18 protein-coding genes are annotated in these 17,835 nt (G+C 69.9%); 9 read left to right on the forward strand and 9 right to left on the reverse strand.

All coding sequences use genetic code 11. The annotated features are described in order from the left end of the window. Window positions 1-103: 103 nt before the first annotated feature. Complete coding sequence (dnaA, locus tag NYZ98_RS02515; protein ID WP_262840792.1) at window positions 104-2,056, reverse strand: chromosomal replication initiator protein DnaA; 1,953 nt, start codon at window positions 2,054-2,056, stop codon at window positions 104-106. A 545-nt stretch (window positions 2,057-2,601) separates the two neighbouring features. Here dnaA and rpmH point away from each other — a divergent pair. The 8 genes from rpmH (at window position 2,602) to NYZ98_RS02555 (ending at window position 8,331) form a co-directional block, all read left to right on the forward strand. Further along, window positions 2,602-2,739 (forward strand): 50S ribosomal protein L34, encoded by a 138-nt coding sequence (rpmH, locus tag NYZ98_RS02520; RefSeq protein WP_012895733.1) that lies wholly within the window; start codon window positions 2,602-2,604, stop codon window positions 2,737-2,739. Window positions 2,740-2,839: 100 nt separating this feature from the next. Continuing rightward, complete coding sequence (gene rnpA / locus NYZ98_RS02525; RefSeq protein ID WP_262840793.1) at window positions 2,840-3,232, forward strand: ribonuclease P protein component; 393 nt, start codon at window positions 2,840-2,842, stop codon at window positions 3,230-3,232. Window positions 3,233-3,351: 119 nt separating this feature from the next. Beyond that, window positions 3,352-3,585, forward strand: a complete 234-nt coding sequence (gene yidD / locus NYZ98_RS02530; protein ID WP_262840881.1) for a membrane protein insertion efficiency factor YidD — start codon at window positions 3,352-3,354, stop codon at window positions 3,583-3,585. A gap of 4 nt (window positions 3,586-3,589) precedes the next feature. After that, complete coding sequence (yidC, locus tag NYZ98_RS02535; RefSeq protein ID WP_262840794.1) at window positions 3,590-4,558, forward strand: membrane protein insertase YidC; 969 nt, start codon at window positions 3,590-3,592, stop codon at window positions 4,556-4,558. Window positions 4,559-4,584: 26 nt separating this feature from the next. Next, a complete protein-coding gene (locus tag NYZ98_RS02540; RefSeq protein ID WP_262840795.1) occupies window positions 4,585-5,085 on the forward strand; it encodes a Jag family protein in 501 nt (166 codons plus the stop codon). 376 nt (window positions 5,086-5,461) lie between these two features. After that, complete coding sequence (gene rsmG / locus NYZ98_RS02545; RefSeq protein ID WP_262840796.1) at window positions 5,462-6,151, forward strand: 16S rRNA (guanine(527)-N(7))-methyltransferase RsmG; 690 nt, start codon at window positions 5,462-5,464, stop codon at window positions 6,149-6,151. A 191-nt stretch (window positions 6,152-6,342) separates the two neighbouring features. Further along, window positions 6,343-7,224 carry a ParA family protein gene (locus NYZ98_RS02550; RefSeq protein WP_380706975.1) on the forward strand — a complete coding sequence of 294 codons (882 nt, stop codon included), beginning with the start codon at window positions 6,343-6,345 and terminating at the stop codon, window positions 7,222-7,224. 147 nt (window positions 7,225-7,371) lie between these two features. Beyond that, complete coding sequence (locus NYZ98_RS02555) at window positions 7,372-8,331, forward strand: ParB/RepB/Spo0J family partition protein (RefSeq protein ID WP_262840797.1); 960 nt, start codon at window positions 7,372-7,374, stop codon at window positions 8,329-8,331. A gap of 119 nt (window positions 8,332-8,450) precedes the next feature. Here NYZ98_RS02555 and NYZ98_RS02560 read toward each other — a convergent pair whose 3' ends face one another. The 3 genes from NYZ98_RS02560 to NYZ98_RS02570 form a co-directional block, all read right to left on the reverse strand. Next, the gene (locus NYZ98_RS02560; RefSeq protein WP_262840798.1) at window positions 8,451-9,497 is read right to left on the reverse strand and encodes a threonine aldolase family protein; all 1,047 of its coding nucleotides are present in this window, start codon (window positions 9,495-9,497) and stop codon (window positions 8,451-8,453) included. Window positions 9,498-9,629: 132 nt separating this feature from the next. Then, window positions 9,630-10,580: a D-alanine--D-alanine ligase family protein gene (locus NYZ98_RS02565; RefSeq protein WP_262840799.1), complete on the reverse strand. Its 951-nt coding sequence runs from the start codon at window positions 10,578-10,580 to the stop codon at window positions 9,630-9,632. A gap of 74 nt (window positions 10,581-10,654) precedes the next feature. Then, on the reverse strand, window positions 10,655-11,887 hold the full coding sequence (locus NYZ98_RS02570; RefSeq protein ID WP_262840883.1) for an aminotransferase-like domain-containing protein: 1,233 nt from the start codon (window positions 11,885-11,887) through the stop codon (window positions 10,655-10,657). 419 nt (window positions 11,888-12,306) lie between these two features. Between NYZ98_RS02570 and NYZ98_RS02575 the strand changes: the two genes are divergently transcribed. Beyond that, window positions 12,307-12,909 (forward strand): GNAT family N-acetyltransferase, encoded by a 603-nt coding sequence (locus NYZ98_RS02575; RefSeq protein ID WP_262840800.1) that lies wholly within the window; start codon window positions 12,307-12,309, stop codon window positions 12,907-12,909. A gap of 143 nt (window positions 12,910-13,052) precedes the next feature. On the opposite strand, the gene trxA is transcribed toward NYZ98_RS02575, so the two are convergent. The 5 genes from trxA to NYZ98_RS02600 all read right to left on the reverse strand — a co-directional run bounded on the left by trxA (window position 13,053) and on the right by NYZ98_RS02600 (window position 17,736). After that, complete coding sequence (gene trxA, locus NYZ98_RS02580) at window positions 13,053-13,376, reverse strand: thioredoxin (protein ID WP_316249523.1); 324 nt, start codon at window positions 13,374-13,376, stop codon at window positions 13,053-13,055. 12 nt (window positions 13,377-13,388) lie between these two features. Further along, window positions 13,389-14,330, reverse strand: a complete 942-nt coding sequence (gene trxB, locus NYZ98_RS02585) for a thioredoxin-disulfide reductase (RefSeq protein ID WP_262840801.1) — start codon at window positions 14,328-14,330, stop codon at window positions 13,389-13,391. 223 nt (window positions 14,331-14,553) lie between these two features. Further along, window positions 14,554-15,567 (reverse strand): zf-HC2 domain-containing protein, encoded by a 1,014-nt coding sequence (locus NYZ98_RS02590; protein WP_262840802.1) that lies wholly within the window; start codon window positions 15,565-15,567, stop codon window positions 14,554-14,556. Further along, complete coding sequence (gene sigM / locus NYZ98_RS02595) at window positions 15,557-16,201, reverse strand: RNA polymerase sigma factor SigM (RefSeq protein ID WP_262840803.1); 645 nt, start codon at window positions 16,199-16,201, stop codon at window positions 15,557-15,559. The genes NYZ98_RS02590 and sigM overlap by 11 nt, the downstream gene beginning before the upstream one ends. 23 nt (window positions 16,202-16,224) lie before the next feature. After that, on the reverse strand, window positions 16,225-17,736 hold the full coding sequence (locus tag NYZ98_RS02600) for a protein kinase family protein (RefSeq protein WP_262840804.1): 1,512 nt from the start codon (window positions 17,734-17,736) through the stop codon (window positions 16,225-16,227). Between the last annotated feature and the right edge of the window lie 99 nt (window positions 17,737-17,835).

Raw genomic sequence — 17,835 nt, forward strand, 5'->3', positions numbered from 1 at the left:
ACCGACCATCTGCTTGCTTGGTCGCGCCTCAGGCGGGGGTTTGTCGCCTTTGACCGTTATTTCGCCCTGATCCACAGAGATATCCACAGGCTGTGGATCATCATCAGTTGCGCGAGTTCTGTTTGATCCGGTTCGTCAGTTCGGTGACCTGGTTGTACATCGACCGCCGCTCCGCCATCAGCGAGCGGATCTTGCGTTCCGCGTGCATCACCGTCGTGTGGTCCCGCCCGCCGAACTGCTGGCCGATCTTGGGAAGCGACAGGTCGGTGAGCTCCCGGGCGAGGTACATGGCGATCTGCCGGGCCGTCACCAGGACCCGCGAGCGCGAACTCCCGCACAGGTCCTCGATCGACAGCCCGAAGTACGCCGCCGTCTGGGCCATGATCGTGGCGATGGTGATCTCGGTGCTGGAGTCCTCGGTGATCAGGTCCTTGAGCACGACCTCGGCGAGCTGCAGGTCCACCGACTGCCGGTTCAGGCTCGCGAAGGCCGTGACGCGGATGAGCGCGCCCTCCAGCTCGCGGATGTTGGTGGATATCTTGCTCGCGATGTATTCGAGCACGTCACCGGGCGCCGCGAGGCCTTCCTGTATGGCCTTCTTCCGCAGGATCGCGATGCGCGTCTCCAGCTCGGGCGGCTGCACGTCGGTGATCAGGCCCCACTCGAAGCGGTTGCGCAGCCGGTCCTCCAGGGTCACCAGCTGCTTGGGCGCCCGGTCGCTGGAGATCACGATCTGTTTGTTGGCGTTGTGGAGGGTGTTGAACGTGTGGAAGAACTCCTCCTGCGTCTGTTCCTTGCCCTCCAGGAACTGGATGTCGTCCACGAGCAGGATGTCGACCGCGCGGTACCTGGCCCGGAACCCGTCGGCCTTGTGGTCGCGGATCGAGTTGATGAAGTCGTTCGTGAACTCCTCGGAGCTGACGTACCTGACCCGCGCCCCGTCGTAGAGCCGCTGCGCGTAGTGCCCGATCGCGTGGAGAAGGTGGGTTTTGCCCAGCCCCGAGTCGCCGTAGATGAACAGCGGGTTGTACGCCTTGGCCGGCGCCTCGGCGACCGCGACGGCCGCGGCGTGCGCGAACCGGTTGGAGGCGCCGATGACGAAGGTCTCGAAGGTGTACTTGGGGTTCAGCCTGGCGGGCTCGCTCGGCTTGCCCCCCCTGCTGTCCCAGCGGTTCTGCACAGGGCGGTCGTAGCTGTCCGGCTCCTGCCGGGGACGCGGCGCCTGGCTCTCCGGCCTGCCGGAATACGGCGGTTGCACCCCATAACCACCGGCCTGCTGGGGGTACGCCTGCGGCGCGTCGCCGCGCGGATACTGCTGGGAGGACTCGCCACGCGGGTATGGCTGGGGGGACTCGTCCCGGGCGTACGGCTGCTGGCCGTCGCCGCGCGGGAAAGGCTGGGAGGTTCCTGGCGGAAAGGGCTGCTCACCGCGCGGGTACTGCTGGGCGGAGGGCGGCTCCTGTGAGGGGGCCTGCTGGTCCTGGCCGCTCTGCCCCTGCTGGCCGGCGAACCCGTCCTGGCCCTGGTAACCGTCCTGCGGATAGGCCTGGGAAGGGCCCGCGGGACCGCCTCCGTACCCCTCCTCGGGGGCGCCGCCGTAGCCGTAGGAGTAGGGCTGGGCCTGTGGGCGGTTCTGTGCATAGTCGGTGGACGAACCCTGGTCGGGAAAGCCCTGCTGGCCCATGGGGCCCTGCCTGCCAGGCTGTCCGTACCCCTGCGGGGGTTGTCCACCCTGGGGATAACCGGCCGGGGGGGCCTGGGGATAACCGTCCTGCCGCGGTGCCTGCGCGTCGGCGCCGGCGAGCGGGTCGACCATGACCGCCACCCGCATCGGCCGGCCAAACTCCTGGGAGAGCGCCTGGGCGATCAGCGGGCGGAGCTTGGTCTCGAGGACGTCCTTGGCGAAGTCGTTCGGCGCCGCGAGGATGATCGTGTCGTTCACGAGGCCGAAGGGCCGGGTCATGTTCAGCCAAGCGCGCTGCTGGGGCGGGACGCTTCCTTCGGCGAAGCTCTCCAGCGCCCGGGCCCACAGCGGACCGAGGTCGACGCCATCCATTGGTCGGCCCCTCCTCCCTTACGCGGCCCCCGCACGCTCACCGCGATTCGTTTTCCACAAGCACGCCCGCGGGAGCAAGCTCCTCAGGCGCCGGGCCTCGCGGCTGTATCCACAGAGTTATCCTCAGACTCCTCTCCGTGGTCCACATCGTTTCCACATCATGTCCACATGGTGTCCACAGCCAGGCTGCGCGCCTTTTAGCACGTCGACGGGCTGGAGGGAAGGTCTGGAGGGCCGACAGTAGCGTTGTGCACACCCCTGTTCAAGGCGTTGTCCACAGCCTAGTGGCAGGGTGGGGGCCGCATGGTGCACATGCTGTGGATGGCGTGGCGGCTGTGGAAAGATGGCCTGTGGAAATGTGGACGACCGTGTCCGGGGACGCGCGGAACCGCGGTCCGGTTTGACCTGTGCCCTGCTCGCCCCGTAACGTACGACGGTCGGCTTGTCGCGCGACGGCACTTTGGCGTGCCCACGCATTCGGCAGGTCTAGCCCCGTGTCAATCGCTCGCAGCACCTGCGGGCGAACTCAAGCCTGGAGCCCACTCGTGAGCAAGCGTACTTTCCAGCCGAACAACCGTCGTCGCGCGAAGACCCACGGCTTCCGGCTGCGCATGCGCACGCGGGCCGGCCGTGCGATCCTCGCCGCCCGTCGTCGCAAGGGCCGCGTGGAGCTGTCCGCCTGACAGCGCGGGTCGCCCGGTGCGTGGTTCGCTCGCCCGTCGGAACTGACCGGCGGGCGACAGCCGTACCCGGGCCCATGTCCGTTCGAAAGCAGGTCCACCCGTGTTGCCGTCCGCTTCCCGCATGCGCCGTGGTGAGGAGTTCGCGAGCGCGATCCGGGGAGGGAAGCGCGCGGGACGCCCCACGCTGGTCGCCCACCTCAGCACCCGGGGCGATCCGGACGAGCCGCCCCTGGTCGGCTTCGTGGTCAGCAAGGCCGTCGGTGGCGCCGTCGTCAGGAACCGCGTCAAGCGCAGGCTGAGGCACCTGATGCGCCACCGCCTGCACTCCCTACCGCGAGGTAGCCTGCTTGTTGTACGCGCCAATCCACAGGCGGCGTCCGCGCGAAGCGAGCACCTCGCCGCCGAGCTCGACGTCGCGCTGGACCGATTGATCGGGCGGCGGACGCCTGGGCGACGGTCCGGTCGTCCGGCCGCGACGGATGGACAGGCATGAACAGCGGTGACCCAGAGGCGAGAGAGCGTGACGCGAGCGGAGCTGGCCTCTCCTCGCCGAACGTGGCGGTGAACGATCGGCGGCAGGGCCCGGAGACCTCTCCGGCGGCTCGGGCGCTCATGGCCCCGATCCGTTTCTACCGAGCCTTCATCAGCCCCATCCTCGGTCCGCGGTGCCGCTTCGAACCCTCCTGCAGTGCCTATGGCCTCGAAGCGATCGCCGTTCACGGCGCGTTGCGGGGGCTGTGGCTGACCGCCAGGCGAATCGGGCGTTGCCACCCCTTCCACCCGGGAGGTTACGACCCGGTGCCTCCGCGCCCGGTCCGGTCCCACGACGAAACGCAAGGGAGCTAGCTCGGTGGAGCTGTCATTCCTGGAGCCGTTGTACACGGCGGTCGCTACGGTGATCGCGTGGATCCACGCGGCTTACAGCGTCATCATCCCCCCCGACAACGGGCTGAACTGGGCGCTGACCATCATCACGCTGACCGTGGCGATGCGTCTTCTGATCTTCCCCCTCTTCCTCAAGCAGATGCGCTCGTCGAAGAAGATGCAGGAACTCGCCCCCAAGGTTCAGGAACTGCGCAAGAAGTACAAGAACGACAAACAGCGCATGAACCAGGAGGTCATGAAGGTCTACCAGGAGGGCGGCGCCAACCCTCTCGGCGGCTGCCTCCCGGTGGTGGCGCAGTTCCCGATCTTCATCTCCGTGTTCACCGTGCTACGGGCCATCGCCGAGGACAAGGCCGCCCACGGCATGACCCAGCAACTGGTGGACAGCGCGCGCGCGGGGCACATCTTCGGCGCGCCGATCCCGGCGACGTTCTTCACCAGCTCCGCCGAGATCCAGGCCCTGGGCGCCGACCCCATCCTGACGAAGATCGTCCTGGGCATCTTCGTGGCGGTCAGCTCCACCACGACCTTCCTGACGGTCCGCCAGAGCGTCACCCGGTCCATGGCGCAGATGCCCGACAACCCCATGGCGCAGCAGCAGAAGATCCTCATGTACATCTCTCCGCTGTTCGCGGTCTTCAGCTTGAACTTCGCCCTCGGGCTTATCCTTTACTGGGTCACCACCAACCTGTGGACGCTCGGCCAGCAACACTGGTTCTACAGCCGGCATCCGATGCCGACCTTCGACGCCAAGGGCAACGTGGTGGAGCCCGAACCCAAGCCCGGGTTGCTGAGCAAGATCCTGCCGAGCAGGGCGGTCAAGGAGCCCCAAGACGCTCCTGTGCCCGAACCCGAGCCCGAGCAGAAGGTCGTCCGCCAGCAGCCCACCCGGCAGCCGCGCAGCAAGCGCACAGGTAGCAGCAAGAAGCCGTAGCCGGTTGTCTTAAGGAGAGTCCGGACGTGACCGAAGTCAACGAGGAACAGGCCCCCCAGGCCGCGCCCGACGTCGCAGCCCTGGAGCAGGAGGGCGAGATAGCGGCCGACTACCTCGAAGGGCTGCTGGACATCGCCGACCTCGATGGCGACATCGACATGGACGTCGAGGGCGACCGGGCCCTGGTCTCCGTCGTCGACATCAAGGGCAGCGACCTCGTGGGCACCGGCGGCGAGGTGCTGGAGGCGCTCCAAGAGCTCACGCGTCTCGCCGTGCACCGCCGCACGGGCGAGCGCTCGCGTCTGATGCTCGACGTCGCCGGCTACCGGCAGGGCCGGCGCGTGGAGCTGAGCAGGCTGGGCACCAAGGCCGCCGAGGACGTCAAGCGTTCCGGTGAGCCCAAGTCCCTGCAGCCGATGACGCCGTTCGAGCGCAAGATCGTGCACGACGCGGTGGCGGCGGCGGGGCTCAGGAGCGAGTCCGAGGGCGAGGAGCCCGAGCGTTACGTCGTGGTCCTGCCCGTGTAGGACCTCCCACACTCCGGGCGCACGGGAACGCCGGCTCCGCGCGAGGGAGCCACCCCGGGCGAGGACACCACGGACTTCGCCGGACCTGCGGGTTCGCGGGCCGCCGATCTATCGGATCGGCGGCCCTTTCTTGTCGTACGGGCCCGCCCTGGTGAGACCGGGGCCGGACGACCCGATGCGTCCGTCCCGTTGTAGCCCAGCCGCAGGGCCCGCTCCCCCACGGGCCGCCGCCGCTTGACCGAGCCTTTCCCCGATCGTGGAACGCCTGTTGCCCAGGGCTTCCCGTCGTGCCGCTCGGACGCGTCTGGACCGAGAACGCGTGCCGGGACGGCTACCCTTACGCGGAGATGTTGTGACCGTTCTAGTTGAGTGAGTGATGGCGGAAAGCGATGAGCTGCCCGACGCGCCCGCCGTGGCGCGCGAGGTTTTCACCGGCGAGGCGTGGCCTCGGGCCCAGGCGTTCGCCGAGATGCTGGCGGGCCCCGGCGTGGTCCGCGGCCTCCTCGGACCGAGGGAGGTTCCCCGCGTCTGGGACCGGCACCTGCTGAACTGCGCCGTGATGGCGGAGGCGGTCCCCGAGGGATCACGGCTCGTCGACATCGGCTCGGGCGCCGGGCTGCCCGGCATCGTCCTGGCGATCGTGCGCTCCGACGTGCGGGTGACGCTCCTGGAACCGCTGCTCCGCAGGACGAGGTTCCTGGAGGAGTGCGTGGAGGGGCTCAAGCTGACCAACGTGGAGGTGCTGCGCGGCCGCGCCGAGGAGCTGGTGGGGAAGCGGGTCTTCGACGTCGCGTCCGCCCGCGCCGTCGCGCCGCTCGACCGGCTGCTGACGTGGTCGATGCCCCTGCTGCGGGAGGGCGGTCAGCTACTCGCGATGAAGGGGGAGCGGGCGGCCGAGGAACTGGACGCCGCCGAGGGGCAATTGCGGGCCTATGGCATTGAGACCGCCGAACTTGTCACGGTCGGGCGCGGTAAGGTCGATCCGCCCGCGACTCTTGTCCGGGTGGTCGCCGGACGCTCGCCAGCTCCACATGCGCAGGGTACGCGGCGCCGACGGAAGAGGTGACGGTTATGCCGGTTACGGCAGGCGGCCTGGGTTGGCCGGGAAGTCATGTCTCCGCTACTGGCGGGAGACCTACAGGTCTCGGCTGGCCCCCGTCCCCCGCTGCTGCCACGCCGGTTGAAAGGACGACGACCGTGTCACAGCCCCCCCTTAAACCCGGCGATTCGCCGCTGGTCCGAGAGGCGCTCAGCTCAGTGGTTTCACGTGAAACAGCTCCATCCGCTCCCGCGGCCGCCGCGTCGATCGGCTACTCCGCCCCAAGGCAGGAGGGCGACTGGCCTCGCCCTTCCAAACAACGCGTCATCACCATCGCCAACCAGAAGGGCGGCGTCGGCAAGACCACGACGGCCGTGAACCTGGCGGCCGGCCTGTCGATGCACGGCCTTCGCGTGCTCGTCGTCGACCTGGACCCGCAGGGCAACGCCTCGACGGCGCTGTCGGTCGAGCATCGCGGCGACATCCCGTCGGTGTACCAGGTCCTGGTGGAGGATCTCCCGCTCAAGGAGATCATCAGCCCGGTCCCCGACATGCCGAACCTGTACTGCGCGCCGGCGACGATCGGCCTGGCCGGCGCCGAGATCGAGCTGGTGTCGCTGGTGGCCAGGGAGGCCCGCCTCAAGCGGGCGCTCGAGGCGTTCGACGCGATCGAGCTCGACTACATCCTGATCGACTGCCCGCCCTCGCTCGGCCTGCTCACGGTGAACGCCATGGTCGCGGCCGAGGAGGTGCTGATCCCGATCCAGTGCGAGTACTACGCGCTGGAGGGCGTCAGCCAGCTCCTGCAGAACGTCGAGCTGGTCCGCGTCCACCTCAACCAGGTGCTCCGGGTCTCCACGATCCTGCTCACGATGTACGACGGCCGCACCCGGCTGGCGTCCCAGGTCGCCGACGAGGTGCGGTCACATTTCGGCGAGACGGTGCTGAGCACGGTCATCCCGCGAAGCGTCCGGGTCTCCGAGGCGCCGAGCTACGGGCAGTCCGTGCTCACCTACGACGCGGGCTCCAGCGGGGCGATGGCCTACATGGACGCCGCGAGGGAGATCGCCTTCCGCGGTGCGGCGGTGGCGGGAAGCTGATCCCTCCCGGCAGCGGTACTCTCCTCTGGAGCGTCCCCGCGCCGGGCCGATCGGAACGTCAGGATCCATTCGAAGACGCGGCGGGCACGGACGGCGGCGACCATGATGGCCGTCTCCGCGCGGGCGGCCGTTTGGCGAGGAGGAGTCGTGGGCCAGCAAAGGCGTGGTGGACTGGGCAAGGGACTCGGAGCCCTGATCCCCACCGGGCCGATCATCGATGTCCCGAGCGCCCCGGGATCGGTCCCGGAGCACTCGCCGGACGAGGGGCCGAGGCCGGTCGCGGGTGCGTACTTCCTGGAGATCCCCATTGAGTCGATCACCCGCAACCCCCGGCAGCCCCGCGAGGTGTTCGACGAGGACGCCCTGGGCGAACTGGCCGACTCCATCCGCGAGGTGGGGCTTCTCCAGCCGATCGTGGTGCGTTCGGTGGGCGGGGGACGCTACGAGCTCATCATGGGGGAGCGGCGCTGGCGGGCGTCCCAGCTTCTCGGCCTGAGCGAGATCCCCGCGATCGTCAGGAGCACGCAGGACGACGCGCTGCTCCGCGACGCCCTCATCGAGAACCTCCAGCGCGAGCAGCTCAACGCGCTGGAGGAGGCCGCGGCCTACCGGCAGCTCCTGGACGACTTCGGCGCCACCCACGAGCAGCTCGCCCAGCGGGTCGGGCGCTCCCGCTCGCACATCAGCAACACGCTCCGGCTGCTCAACCTCCCGAGCAACGTCCAGCGCCGGGTCGCCGCCGGCACGATCAGCGCGGGCCACGCCCGTGCGCTGCTCACCCTCACCGACCCCGCGGCCCAGGAACGCCTGGCGGCCCGGATCTTCGCCGAAGGGCTCTCCGTCCGTTCGGTGGAGGAGATCGTGTCGATGGGGGAAGCGACCGCCGCCCCAGCGCCCCGGAACCGGCGGGCCAAGGAGGCGCCGGAACCGGCCCTGGCACACCTCGCCCACCGTCTCTCCGACCACTTCGAGACCCGGGTGAAGGTCGACCTCGGCCGGCACAAGGGCCGCATCGTCGTGGAGTTCGCCACCATGGACGACCTCGACCGCATCATCGGGGCGATGGCCCCGGGAGCGGCGAACTCCCTCCGCGCCCTGGACGACTGACCCCGCGCGGCCGGCCGTCTCGCCGTTTCACGTGAAACACCGCCAAGACGCTCGGTCGGATCCGGCCGAGCGCGCGGGCCGGCTCGGGCTGAGACCCCCGGCCGGGCGCGCGGGCCGGCTCAGCCCTTGAGGGTCTGGCGGATGTCGGCCACGAAGGTGTCGACGTCCTCGGGGGAGGTGTCGAACGCCGTCATCCACCGGACGACGCCGCTGGGCGCGTCCCACACGTGGAAGAGATACCGCGACCGCAGCTCCTCGATCGCCTCGGCAGGAAGCGCGGCGAAGACCGCGTTCGCCTCGACCGGCCAGGTGATGCTCAGTCCCGGAAGGTCGGCCACCCCGTCGGCCAGCCTGCGCGCCATCGCGTTCGCGTGCGCGGCGTTCCGCCGCCACAGCTCGTCGGTCAGCAGCGTCGAGAGCTGGACCGACACGAAACGCATCTTCGAGGCGAGCTGGAGCGTCTGCCGCCGCAGATACGGCCCGGCGTCCGCCAGCTCGGGACGGAGCACGACCACCGCCTCGCCGACGAGCGCCCCGTTCTTGCTGGCACCGAAGCTGAGCACGTCCACGCCCACGTCCGTCGTCAGCTCGCGCAACGAGCAGCCGAGGAAGGCGGCGGCGTTGGCCAGACGGGCGCCGTCCATGTGGAGGAGCATGTCGTTGGCGTGCGCCGCCTCGGCCAGCGCGGCGATCTCGCCGGGCGTGTAGCAGGTGCCGAGCTCGGTGACCTCGGAGATGGAGACCACCCTGGGCTGCACCTCGCTGATGTTGCCCCGGCCGCCGAGCCGTGAGGTCACGTCCTGCGGGGTCAGCTTTCCCTCCGGCGTCGGAACCGTCACGAGCTTGACGCCCAGGATCCGTTCGCTGGCCCCCGCCTCGTGCGTGGCGATGTGGGCGGTCTCCGGGCAGATGACCGCGTCGAAGCGGCGGCCCAGCATCATGCCCAGCGCGACCATGTTGGCGCCGGTGCCGTTGAGGACGACCAAGCTGGTGGCGTCGTCCCCGAACTCGGCGCGGATCTGGCCGGCCAGGACGGCGGTCCAGGAGTCGTCTCCGTAGGCGGGCGCGTCTCCGGCGTTGGCTGCGGCGACGGCCTCGACGATGGACGGGTGCGCTCCGGCGTGGTTGTCGCTGGCGAAGCTCTTGGCGTAAAGCGATTCGATCACAGCCGCCAGGTTACGCCGCCCGGAAGAACCTCCGCATTCCGGGCGGCGACCCCCGGTCAGCCGTCCCGGGCCACACCTACCGGCCACGCCGGCCGGTAGGGAGGTGCGGGCGGAGCAGCGGGGCCTGGCTGGTCAGGGGCGCTTGACGGCGACTTCCAGCAGGCCGCGGCAGATGGCGCCGAGGTCCTGGCCCGCGGCGGCCACGGCCATGGGAAGCAAGGAGGTCTCCGTCATCCCCGGGGCCACGTTCACCTCCAGGAAGTGCGGCACGCCGTCCGCGTCGACGATGAGGTCGGTACGGGAGAGGTCCCGCAGGCCGAGCGCGGTGTGCGCGGTGACCGCCATGGCCGCGCACGCCTCCGCCACCTCGGGCCGCAGCCGCGCCGGGGCGAAGAACTCGGTGTGCCCGGCGGTGTAGCGGGCGGAGTAGTCGTAGACGCCCTCGGCGGCGACGATCTCCACGGGCGGAAGCGCGACGGGCCCGTCACCGAGGTCGATCACCGACACCGCGACCTCCACTCCCTCGACGTACCGCTCGATCAGCGCGGTGTCGCCGTAGGCGAAGCAGCCGACCATGGCGGCCGGCAGCTCGGCGGCCTTGCGGACGATGGACCCGCCCAGCGCCGACCCGCCCCGCGACGGCTTGACGAACAGGGGCAGGCCGAGCCGGTCGATGATGCGGCCGAGCACGGCGGATGCGCCGAGGTCGTGGAAGGTCTCCTTGGGCAGCACGACCGCGTCGGGCGTGCGGACGCCGACGGAGCGGACGACGGTCTTGGCGGTGGGCTTGTCGTAGGCGACGCGGCAGGCGTCGGGCCCGGCGCCGACGTAGGGGACGGAGAGCAGTTCGAGCACCGAGCGGATCGCGCCGTCCTCGCCGCTGCCGCCGTGCAGCGTCACGAACACCACGTCCGGCGGGTCGGCGAGCACCGTGGGGACCAGGGTGGAGTCGGTGTCGCGGGTCTCCACGTCGATCCCCGCGCTACGGAGCACCTCGGTCACGCGGCGGCCGGAGCGGAGGGAGACCTCCCGCTCGTAGGACAGCCCGCCAGCCAGCACCAGCACATGGCCGAGATCGCTCATCAAGGACCTTTCTTCCGTCATGGGAGCAGCGGGCGCCCCGCCAGGTCGGCAGGACGCCCGCGGCGCGTCATCTCTCAGGCTAGGTCGGGACCCGGGGTGTCCACGCCACCATGGGCGGGCATCGAGGCCGTGCCGAACGTGTCGCGCAGCAGCAGTTCCTGCTGGACCACCCCCGCGAGCCGTCGCACGCCCTCGCGGATGCGGTCGGGCTCGGGGTAGCAGTAGGACAGGCGCAGGTGCCGCGCCCCCGAACCGTCGGCGTAGAAGCCGGTGCCGGGCACGAACGCGACACGCTCGGCCACGGCGCGGGGCAGGATCGCCTTGGAGTCGAGCCCTTCGGGCAGCGTCATCCAGACGAAGAACCCGCCGGCGGGCCTGGTCCAGGTGAAGCCGGGCGGCATGAGCGAGTCCAGGGAGCCGAGCAGGGCGTCGCGGCGCTCGCGGTAGAGCTCGCGGAACGTCTTGATCTGCTCCCGCCACGGCTGCGTGGCGAGGTACTGCCCGACGGTGAGCTGCGTGAAGCTGGAATGCGACAGGACGGCCGACTCCATGGCCAGGACCAGTTTGTCGCGGATCGCGTGCGGCGCGAGCGCCCAGCCGACCCGGAATCCCGGGGCCAGCGTCTTGGAGAACGACCCGAGATAGACCACTCCGTCGGGGTCGTCCGCCCGCAGCGCCCGCCGGGGCTCGCCGTCGAAGCCGAGCAGCCCGTACGGGTTGTCCTCCACGACCAGGACGCCCGCCCGCTGGCAGATCTCCAGGACCTGGCGGCGGCGGGCCGCGCTGAGGGTGACGCCGGCCGGGTTCTGGAAGGTCGGCACGGTGTAGAGGAACTTGACGCGGTGCCCGGCGCGGGCGGCCGACTCGATGGTCTCGGCGAGGGCCTCGGGGATCAGCCCCAGGTCGTCCATGGCGACGTGCACCACCGAGGCCTGGTAGGCGGCGAACGTGCCGATCGCGCCGACGTAGGACGGGCCTTCGGCGAGCACGACGTCGCCCGGGTCGATGAAGATCCGGGTGATCAGGTCGAGGGCCTGCTGGGAGCCGACGGTGACGACGACGTCGTCGGGGCCGGCGTCGATGCCCTCCAGGCGCATGACCTCGCAGATCTGCTCGCGCAGGTGGGGGTCGCCCTGGCCGGAGCCGTACTGGAGGGCCACGGTGCCGCGGCGTGCCACGATGTCGGCGACGAGCTCGCCGACGGTGTCCAGGGGGAGGGCCGTGACGTACGGCATGCCGCCGGCCAGCGAGACCACCTCGGGCCTCGACGCGACGGCGAAGAGAGCTCGGATCTCGGAGGCGACCATCCCGGCCGCGCGTGCGGCGTACCGGTCAACGTAGGCGTCGATGTACGACCCGTGGGCCGTCGTCCTCCGACCGTGATCCTGCTCTTCCGCCACGGTGCACCTCCTAGGTCATAGCCGGGCTATGTCAGTGCGGAGAGACCAGCGTATGGCAGGGGCCCAGGGGACGCTCCCCAATTTCATCCCCTAATGGGGCTTTTTCCGGCGTACTGATGGGTCAACTAAGGACGGCCCGCTTTATCGGACCGGCCCGTACGACCCCTGAACCGCGACTGGCCAAGGGGTTCGGCGGCCAGGAGCGCCTGACTCCGCTGTCACTCGGCTACCATTCCAGTCTGGAGACGCCGTAATTCGTGCGCTTTTCCGCCATGACTCGCGTTCGTCTCGCAAGGATGGGGGGCCCCGGGGTGTCGCGTCGGCTGGTGAATGTCACGCTGGACAACCTTGACGATCTACCGCGCCGCTGCAGGCGGTGTGTCTTCTGGGAGCTCGACCCGGTCAGCGGGGAGCGCGCCCAGCTCGCCGGCGACCCCGGCCTCGAGAAGGAGGCCTGGATCTCGGCGACCCTGCTCGAATGGGGTAGCTGCGGGAAGATCTGCTACGTCGACGGGGCTCCTGCCGGGTTCGTCCTGTACGCGCCGCCGCTCTACGTGCCCCGCTCGGTGGCGTTCCCGACCTCCCCGGTCAGCGCGGACGCCGTCCTGCTGATGACCGCCCACATCATCTCGGAGTTCTCCGGCGGCGGGCTGGGACGCATGCTGATCCAGGGCGTCGCCAAGGACCTGACGCGGCGCGGCGTCCGGGCGATCGAGGCGTTCGGCGACCTGAAGTGGGAGCAGCCCGGCTGCGTCCTGCCCGCCGAGTACCTCCTGGCAGTGGGCTTCAAGACCGTCCGCCCGCACCTGCGGTTCCCAAGGCTCCGGCTGGAGCTGAAGACGGCGGCGTCGTGGCGTGAGGACGTCGAGGTGGCCCTGGAGCGGCTCCTGGGTTCCATGTCACCCGAACGGGCGCTCCGCCCCGTCTGAGACGGTCTCAGCCCCTTGGTGGGCTTCGCGACCGCGATCCACGGATCCCCATACGACACGGGACCCCCCGTGCCAGTGGCACGGGGGGTCCCGCCGGGGTGCCGCCGGGACAAGGCGGCGTGCGGCTCACACCGCGGAGGCGCCTAGATGACGCCGTCGAGCTCGCGGAGCAGCATGGCCTTCGGCTTGGCGCCGATGATCTGCTTCACGACCTCTCCACCCTTGTAGACGTTCAGCGTCGGGATCTGGAGCACACCGTAGTCGCGCGGAGTCTCCGGATTCTCGTCGATGTTGATCTTCACGATGGTCAGCTTGTCGGCGTGCTCGGCCGCGATCTCCTTGAGGATCGGCGCGACCTGGCGGCACGGACCGCACCATTCTGCCCAGAAGTCGACAAGTACCGGCTTGTCGCTCTTGAGGACCTCTGCCTCGAAGGTGGCGTCGGTGACTGACTTGATCTCGCTCAAGGTGTTCTCCCCTTAGCTGGTGGCGGTGGCGTGGTCGGCGAGCCAGCGCTCGGCGTCCAGGGACGCGGAACAGCCGGTGCCCGCGGCGGTGATCGCCTGGCGGTAGGTGTGGTCCACGACGTCGCCGGCGCCGAAGACGCCGTCGACGTTGGTCCTGGTGGTCGGCGCGTCCACCAGCAGGTAGCCCTCGTCGTCGACGTCGAGCTGCCCCTTGAAGAGCTCGGTGCGCGGGTCGTGCCCGATCGCCACGAAGACGCCGTTGACCGGCAGCTCGGTCTCCTCACCGGTCTTGAGGTTGCGGATCTTCACACCGCTGACCTTGGTGTCGCCGAGGATGTCGGTGACCTCGCTGTCCCAGACGAAGCGGATCTTCTCGTTGGCGAAGGCGCGGTCCTGCATGATCTTGCTGGCCCGCAGCTCGTCCCGGCGGTGGACGATCGTGACAGACCTAGCGAAACGGCTCAGGAAGGTCGCTTCCTCCATGGCCGTGTCACCGCCGCCGACGACCACGATGTCCTTGTCGCGGAAGAAGAAGCCGTCGCAGGTCGCACACCACGAGACGCCGTGGCCCGAGAGCCGCTTCTCGTTGGGCAGGCCGAGCTCGCGGTAGCGCGAGCCCGTCGCCACGATGACCGTCTTGGCGAGGTAGGTCTCGGTGGCGGTCTTGACCACCTTGGGATTCTGCTTGAGGTCGACCTCGACCACGTCGTCGGCCACCAGCTCGGCGCCGAAGCGCTCCGCCTGCTTGCGGAAGTTGTCCATGAGGTCCGGCCCCATGATGCCGTCGGGGAAGCCCGGGAAGTTCTCCACGTCGGTGGTGTTCATGAGCGCGCCACCGGCGGTCACCGAGCCCTCGAACACGAGGGGGCTGAGGTCCGCGCGCGCCGCGTACACCGCGGCCGTGTAACCCGCCGGCCCCGACCCGATGATGATCACATTACGGACGTCGCTCACGCATCTCGCCTTTCCTGCCATGGTGGTCGTGGTCGCCGTTCGCGGCGCCACACCGCTTTCCGGCTTCTCGCTGTTCCTTCGATGCAGTGGCGTCAACAGATCCTAGGCGTCCGAGATTCCCGCACCGGCCAAGCGCGATCCCCGACATGACGAAGTCCTCCGCGGTCACCCGTGGAGGACTTCGGCGATATGGGCGGCAGGGCTGCGTGCCCCGCCATTGGATCTACTGCCAGCGGCCCACAGCGGGCTGCCGCATGCTCGCGCAGTTGGAGTCCATGACGTAGACCCAGACCGCGTTGCGCATGCGGTCCTTCCAGAAGGCCATCACGGTGGCCTCGTTGCCCTGGTAAAGGGCCTGGTCGACGCCGATGGGCTGCGGAGCCTTGGCGGAGCCGTTCTTACGGCCGACCCGCTCGGAGATCTTCGTCACGCACCGCACGACCGCGGGATCCACGGAGGCGTCGCCTCCCGAACCCGGGCCGGTGGCACCGACGTAGGTCGCCAGGGGACCGTTGAGCACGGTGCTGGAGTAGTTGAAGTCGCTCTTGCCGATCGCGTAGCTGAGACCGGGCTTGGTCGTCCCCTCGTCCGCCGTGGCCCTGCCGGGGGCCTGGCTCGTCTCGGCCGGGACCAGCTGGGGCAGTGCAACGTTGCCGCTGGGCTGCCCGCCGCCCGAAGCCGAGAGCAAGGTCGCCGAGAAGCCCGCAGCGCCGATGACCACGGCCGCCGCGACGCTCGCCGCCGCGGGCATCGCCCAGGAACGACGCCGGGAGGACTTCCCGCGTCTGGTCCTGACGATCGACCCGTCATCGGCCACGACGCCCAGCCGGACGACCTCCTCAGGTCGCGGCTCCACCGGCGCAGAACGCTGTGCCGGCAGTGCTGGAGCCGGCGGCGTCACCGCCGTGAGGGGCATCGGGGACGCGGTCTCCCAGGGGGAGTCGCCCATGATGCGATCCCAGTCCGGCGCCTCGTCGAGCCTGAGCCCGCCGCCGGTCTGCCTGTTCTCCGCCTCGGCGCCCAAGGCCTTGTCGATGCGGAGCGCGACGCCCATCGGCATCGCCGGCACCGGCACGGCCGCGAGCATCTCGCGTACCGCCGCCAGGTCGGCGAGGCTCTCCCCGCAGGGATCGCATACCGCGAGGTGCTCGCGGACCCGCACGGCTGTGGCGTCGTCGAGAAGTCCCTCTGCCAGCTCGGCGAGGATCTCCAAGTCGTAGTGCGTATCACCCGTCACGAAGTTCTGCTCCCTTCGCGGATGAGACGCGAGTGAGGTCTGATCGGTTCCGTAGATGGGAAAGAATCGGGGCGAGTTTCGCCCGGCCGCGCGCGCATCGGCTCTTGATCGTGCCCGCCGGCACCTCGAGCACCCGCGCGGCGTCCTCTACGGAGTAACCCATCATGTCGACCAGCACCAGGGCGGCGCGCTGGTCGTTGGGGAGGAGCTTGAGCGCGGCCGAGACCTCCATGGAGACGTCGCGCTCGCCCGTCTGGTCGGGCATCGGAGCGTCCCGCTCGGCCGCCTCGACCAGTTCGTCGTCGGCCACCGGTCGGATCGACTTGCGGCGCATGCGGTCGAGGCAGGCGTTCACGACGATGCGGTGGAGCCAGGTCGTCACCGCCGCTTCGCCGCGAAAGCTCTCGGCTTTGCGGTAGGCGGAGACGAAGGCGTCCTGTACGGCGTCGGCCGCCTCGTCGGGGTCACCGAGCGTGCGCAGCGCCACGGCCCACATGCGATCGCGATGTCGGCGGACGATCTCGCTGAAAGCGTGTGGATCACCGCCGATATGGTTTGTCAGCAGGTCGGCGTCGGACAACGCGGACCGCACGGCGGGCTGGGCCGCCGGTGGACTATCGGGAGGAAGGTTCACAACGCGTGTCCTGTTAGGTCCTATTAGGCCGATCCGGGAGAGTGCACCACTACGTCATAGATGGTGCCACGAAACTTCCCCTCAAAGGCCGGAAGGCGCGTAAACCAGATCAAAACGTACTGACCGCTTATCGCCTTCTCGGGGGTGAGGGTCACTGTTCCAGAGACATTGTCCTGCTTGGCGGCTGTTTTCAGCGAGCCGAGATCGGCGCTGGCGCCCACCTTGAGCTCGATCGACGAGCCGGGCATGTCGCCGAGCGAGACCACGACATCGGAAATCGGGACCTGCTTCCCGAGCTCCAGGATCAGCCCCACACCGTCCTTGAGCCGGCCGAACTGGGCGGTCTCGTATTTGTCGGTGTGCCACTCGGTGGACGGCTTGCCGTCGATGGCCAGGCGCGCCCACTCGGGGTGCTCTGACCGGTCGGAGCCCAGCGGGTCGAATCCGTCGGCCCTGGCCGGCTTCACCGTGACGATCTTCGGCTGGGCCGAGGGCGAGGCGGGCGAGGACGCGGTGGGCGTCTCCGGCCGCTTGCCGAGGCTCTGGCCGAGCGTCCAGGCGCCGATGCCCACCGCGGCGATGACGAGCAGGACGATGATGGTGATCATCGCACGGCTCGCGGCGCCAGAACGGCGCGCGGGAGAGGGGCCTGAGGAGCGTTGGGGCGCCTGCTGCCGGGGCGGCCTGGTGCGCTCCATCTCCTCGGGAGGCTCGGAGCGGAGGCTGAGCGCGGGCGGCGTCGCCGACACCGAGACCGGTACCGGAGCGGGCCTCGGCACCTCGGCCAGCGCCTCGGCCACCGCGGCGGGGGTCGTCAGCGCGGGCAGGCCGCGCCGGGGCTCCTGCATCAGGGCCCGGCAGGTGATGGCGTCGAGGAACCCCGGAACGCCGGCCGTGACCTGCCGGGGCGTACAGACCTTGCCGTCGTCGAGCGGGGCCGGCGGCAGGTCGACCTCGGCCTCGCCGTCGCCCGGCCAGTGGCCGGTCAGCGCCGTGTACAGCAGCCGCCCGAGGCCCTGGGCGTCGTCACGGGCCGCGTTGTCGCTCTCGAAGTCGCACAGGGCGGCGTCCACGGCCAGGCCGAGGAGCTTGACGGTGCTGCCGGCGGTCCAGATCAGGCGGTCGGGGGTGAGGCAGAGGTGGGCGAGCCCGGACTCGTGGGCGTGCGCGACGGCCTCGGCGGCCTCGGCGACCAGCGCCGCCGCGCGCTCGGGCGCCAGCGGCCCCGAGGAGACCATGTCGGTCAGGCTCTCGCCGGTGACCCATTCGCTCACGACGTACGCCTGGCCGTCCTCCTCGGCGGCGTCGAAGACCTGGGTCAGCCGGGGGTCGGTCAGGCGGCTGGCGCCACGTGCGGCGGTCACCACCTCGGCGGTCCGTTCGAAGTCGGGGGACAGCGTGAGGACACAGACGGGCCGCGCGAGCACTTCGTCGATGGCTTTCCACAAGGTGGCGCCACCTGACTCGCTGACGCGGTCTTCCAGGCGGAACCGGTCGGCCAGGCGACCGCCGGGTTCCACGGCCGGGGCGCTCATGTGGCGATCCTCTCCCTGGTCGTGGGCGATGTCCGTGCGAATACCCCCACGCCCCTCCTGCTCCCTGTCGGCTGACGGTGCCCGGTCTCCACCGAGTGC

The sequence above is a fragment of the Sphaerisporangium corydalis genome (assembly GCF_025506355.1).
GTDB lineage: Bacteria > Actinomycetota > Actinomycetes > Streptosporangiales > Streptosporangiaceae > Sphaerisporangium > Sphaerisporangium corydalis.

Excerpts from the sequence above, each read along its gene's own strand:
- dnaA (WP_262840792.1), bottom strand. The coding sequence starts at position 2,056 with ATGGATGGCGTCGACCTCGGTCCGCTGTGGGCCCGGGCGCTGGAGAGC.
- yidD (WP_262840881.1), top strand. The coding sequence starts at position 3,352 with ATGGCCCCGATCCGTTTCTACCGAGCCTTCATCAGCCCCATCCTCGGT.
- rsmG (WP_262840796.1), top strand. The coding sequence starts at position 5,462 with ATGGCGGAAAGCGATGAGCTGCCCGACGCGCCCGCCGTGGCGCGCGAG.
- NYZ98_RS02565 (WP_262840799.1), bottom strand. The coding sequence starts at position 10,580 with ATGAGCGATCTCGGCCATGTGCTGGTGCTGGCTGGCGGGCTGTCCTAC.
- NYZ98_RS02570 (WP_262840883.1), bottom strand. The coding sequence starts at position 11,887 with ATGGTCGCCTCCGAGATCCGAGCTCTCTTCGCCGTCGCGTCGAGGCCC.
- NYZ98_RS02600 (WP_262840804.1), bottom strand. The coding sequence starts at position 17,736 with ATGAGCGCCCCGGCCGTGGAACCCGGCGGTCGCCTGGCCGACCGGTTC.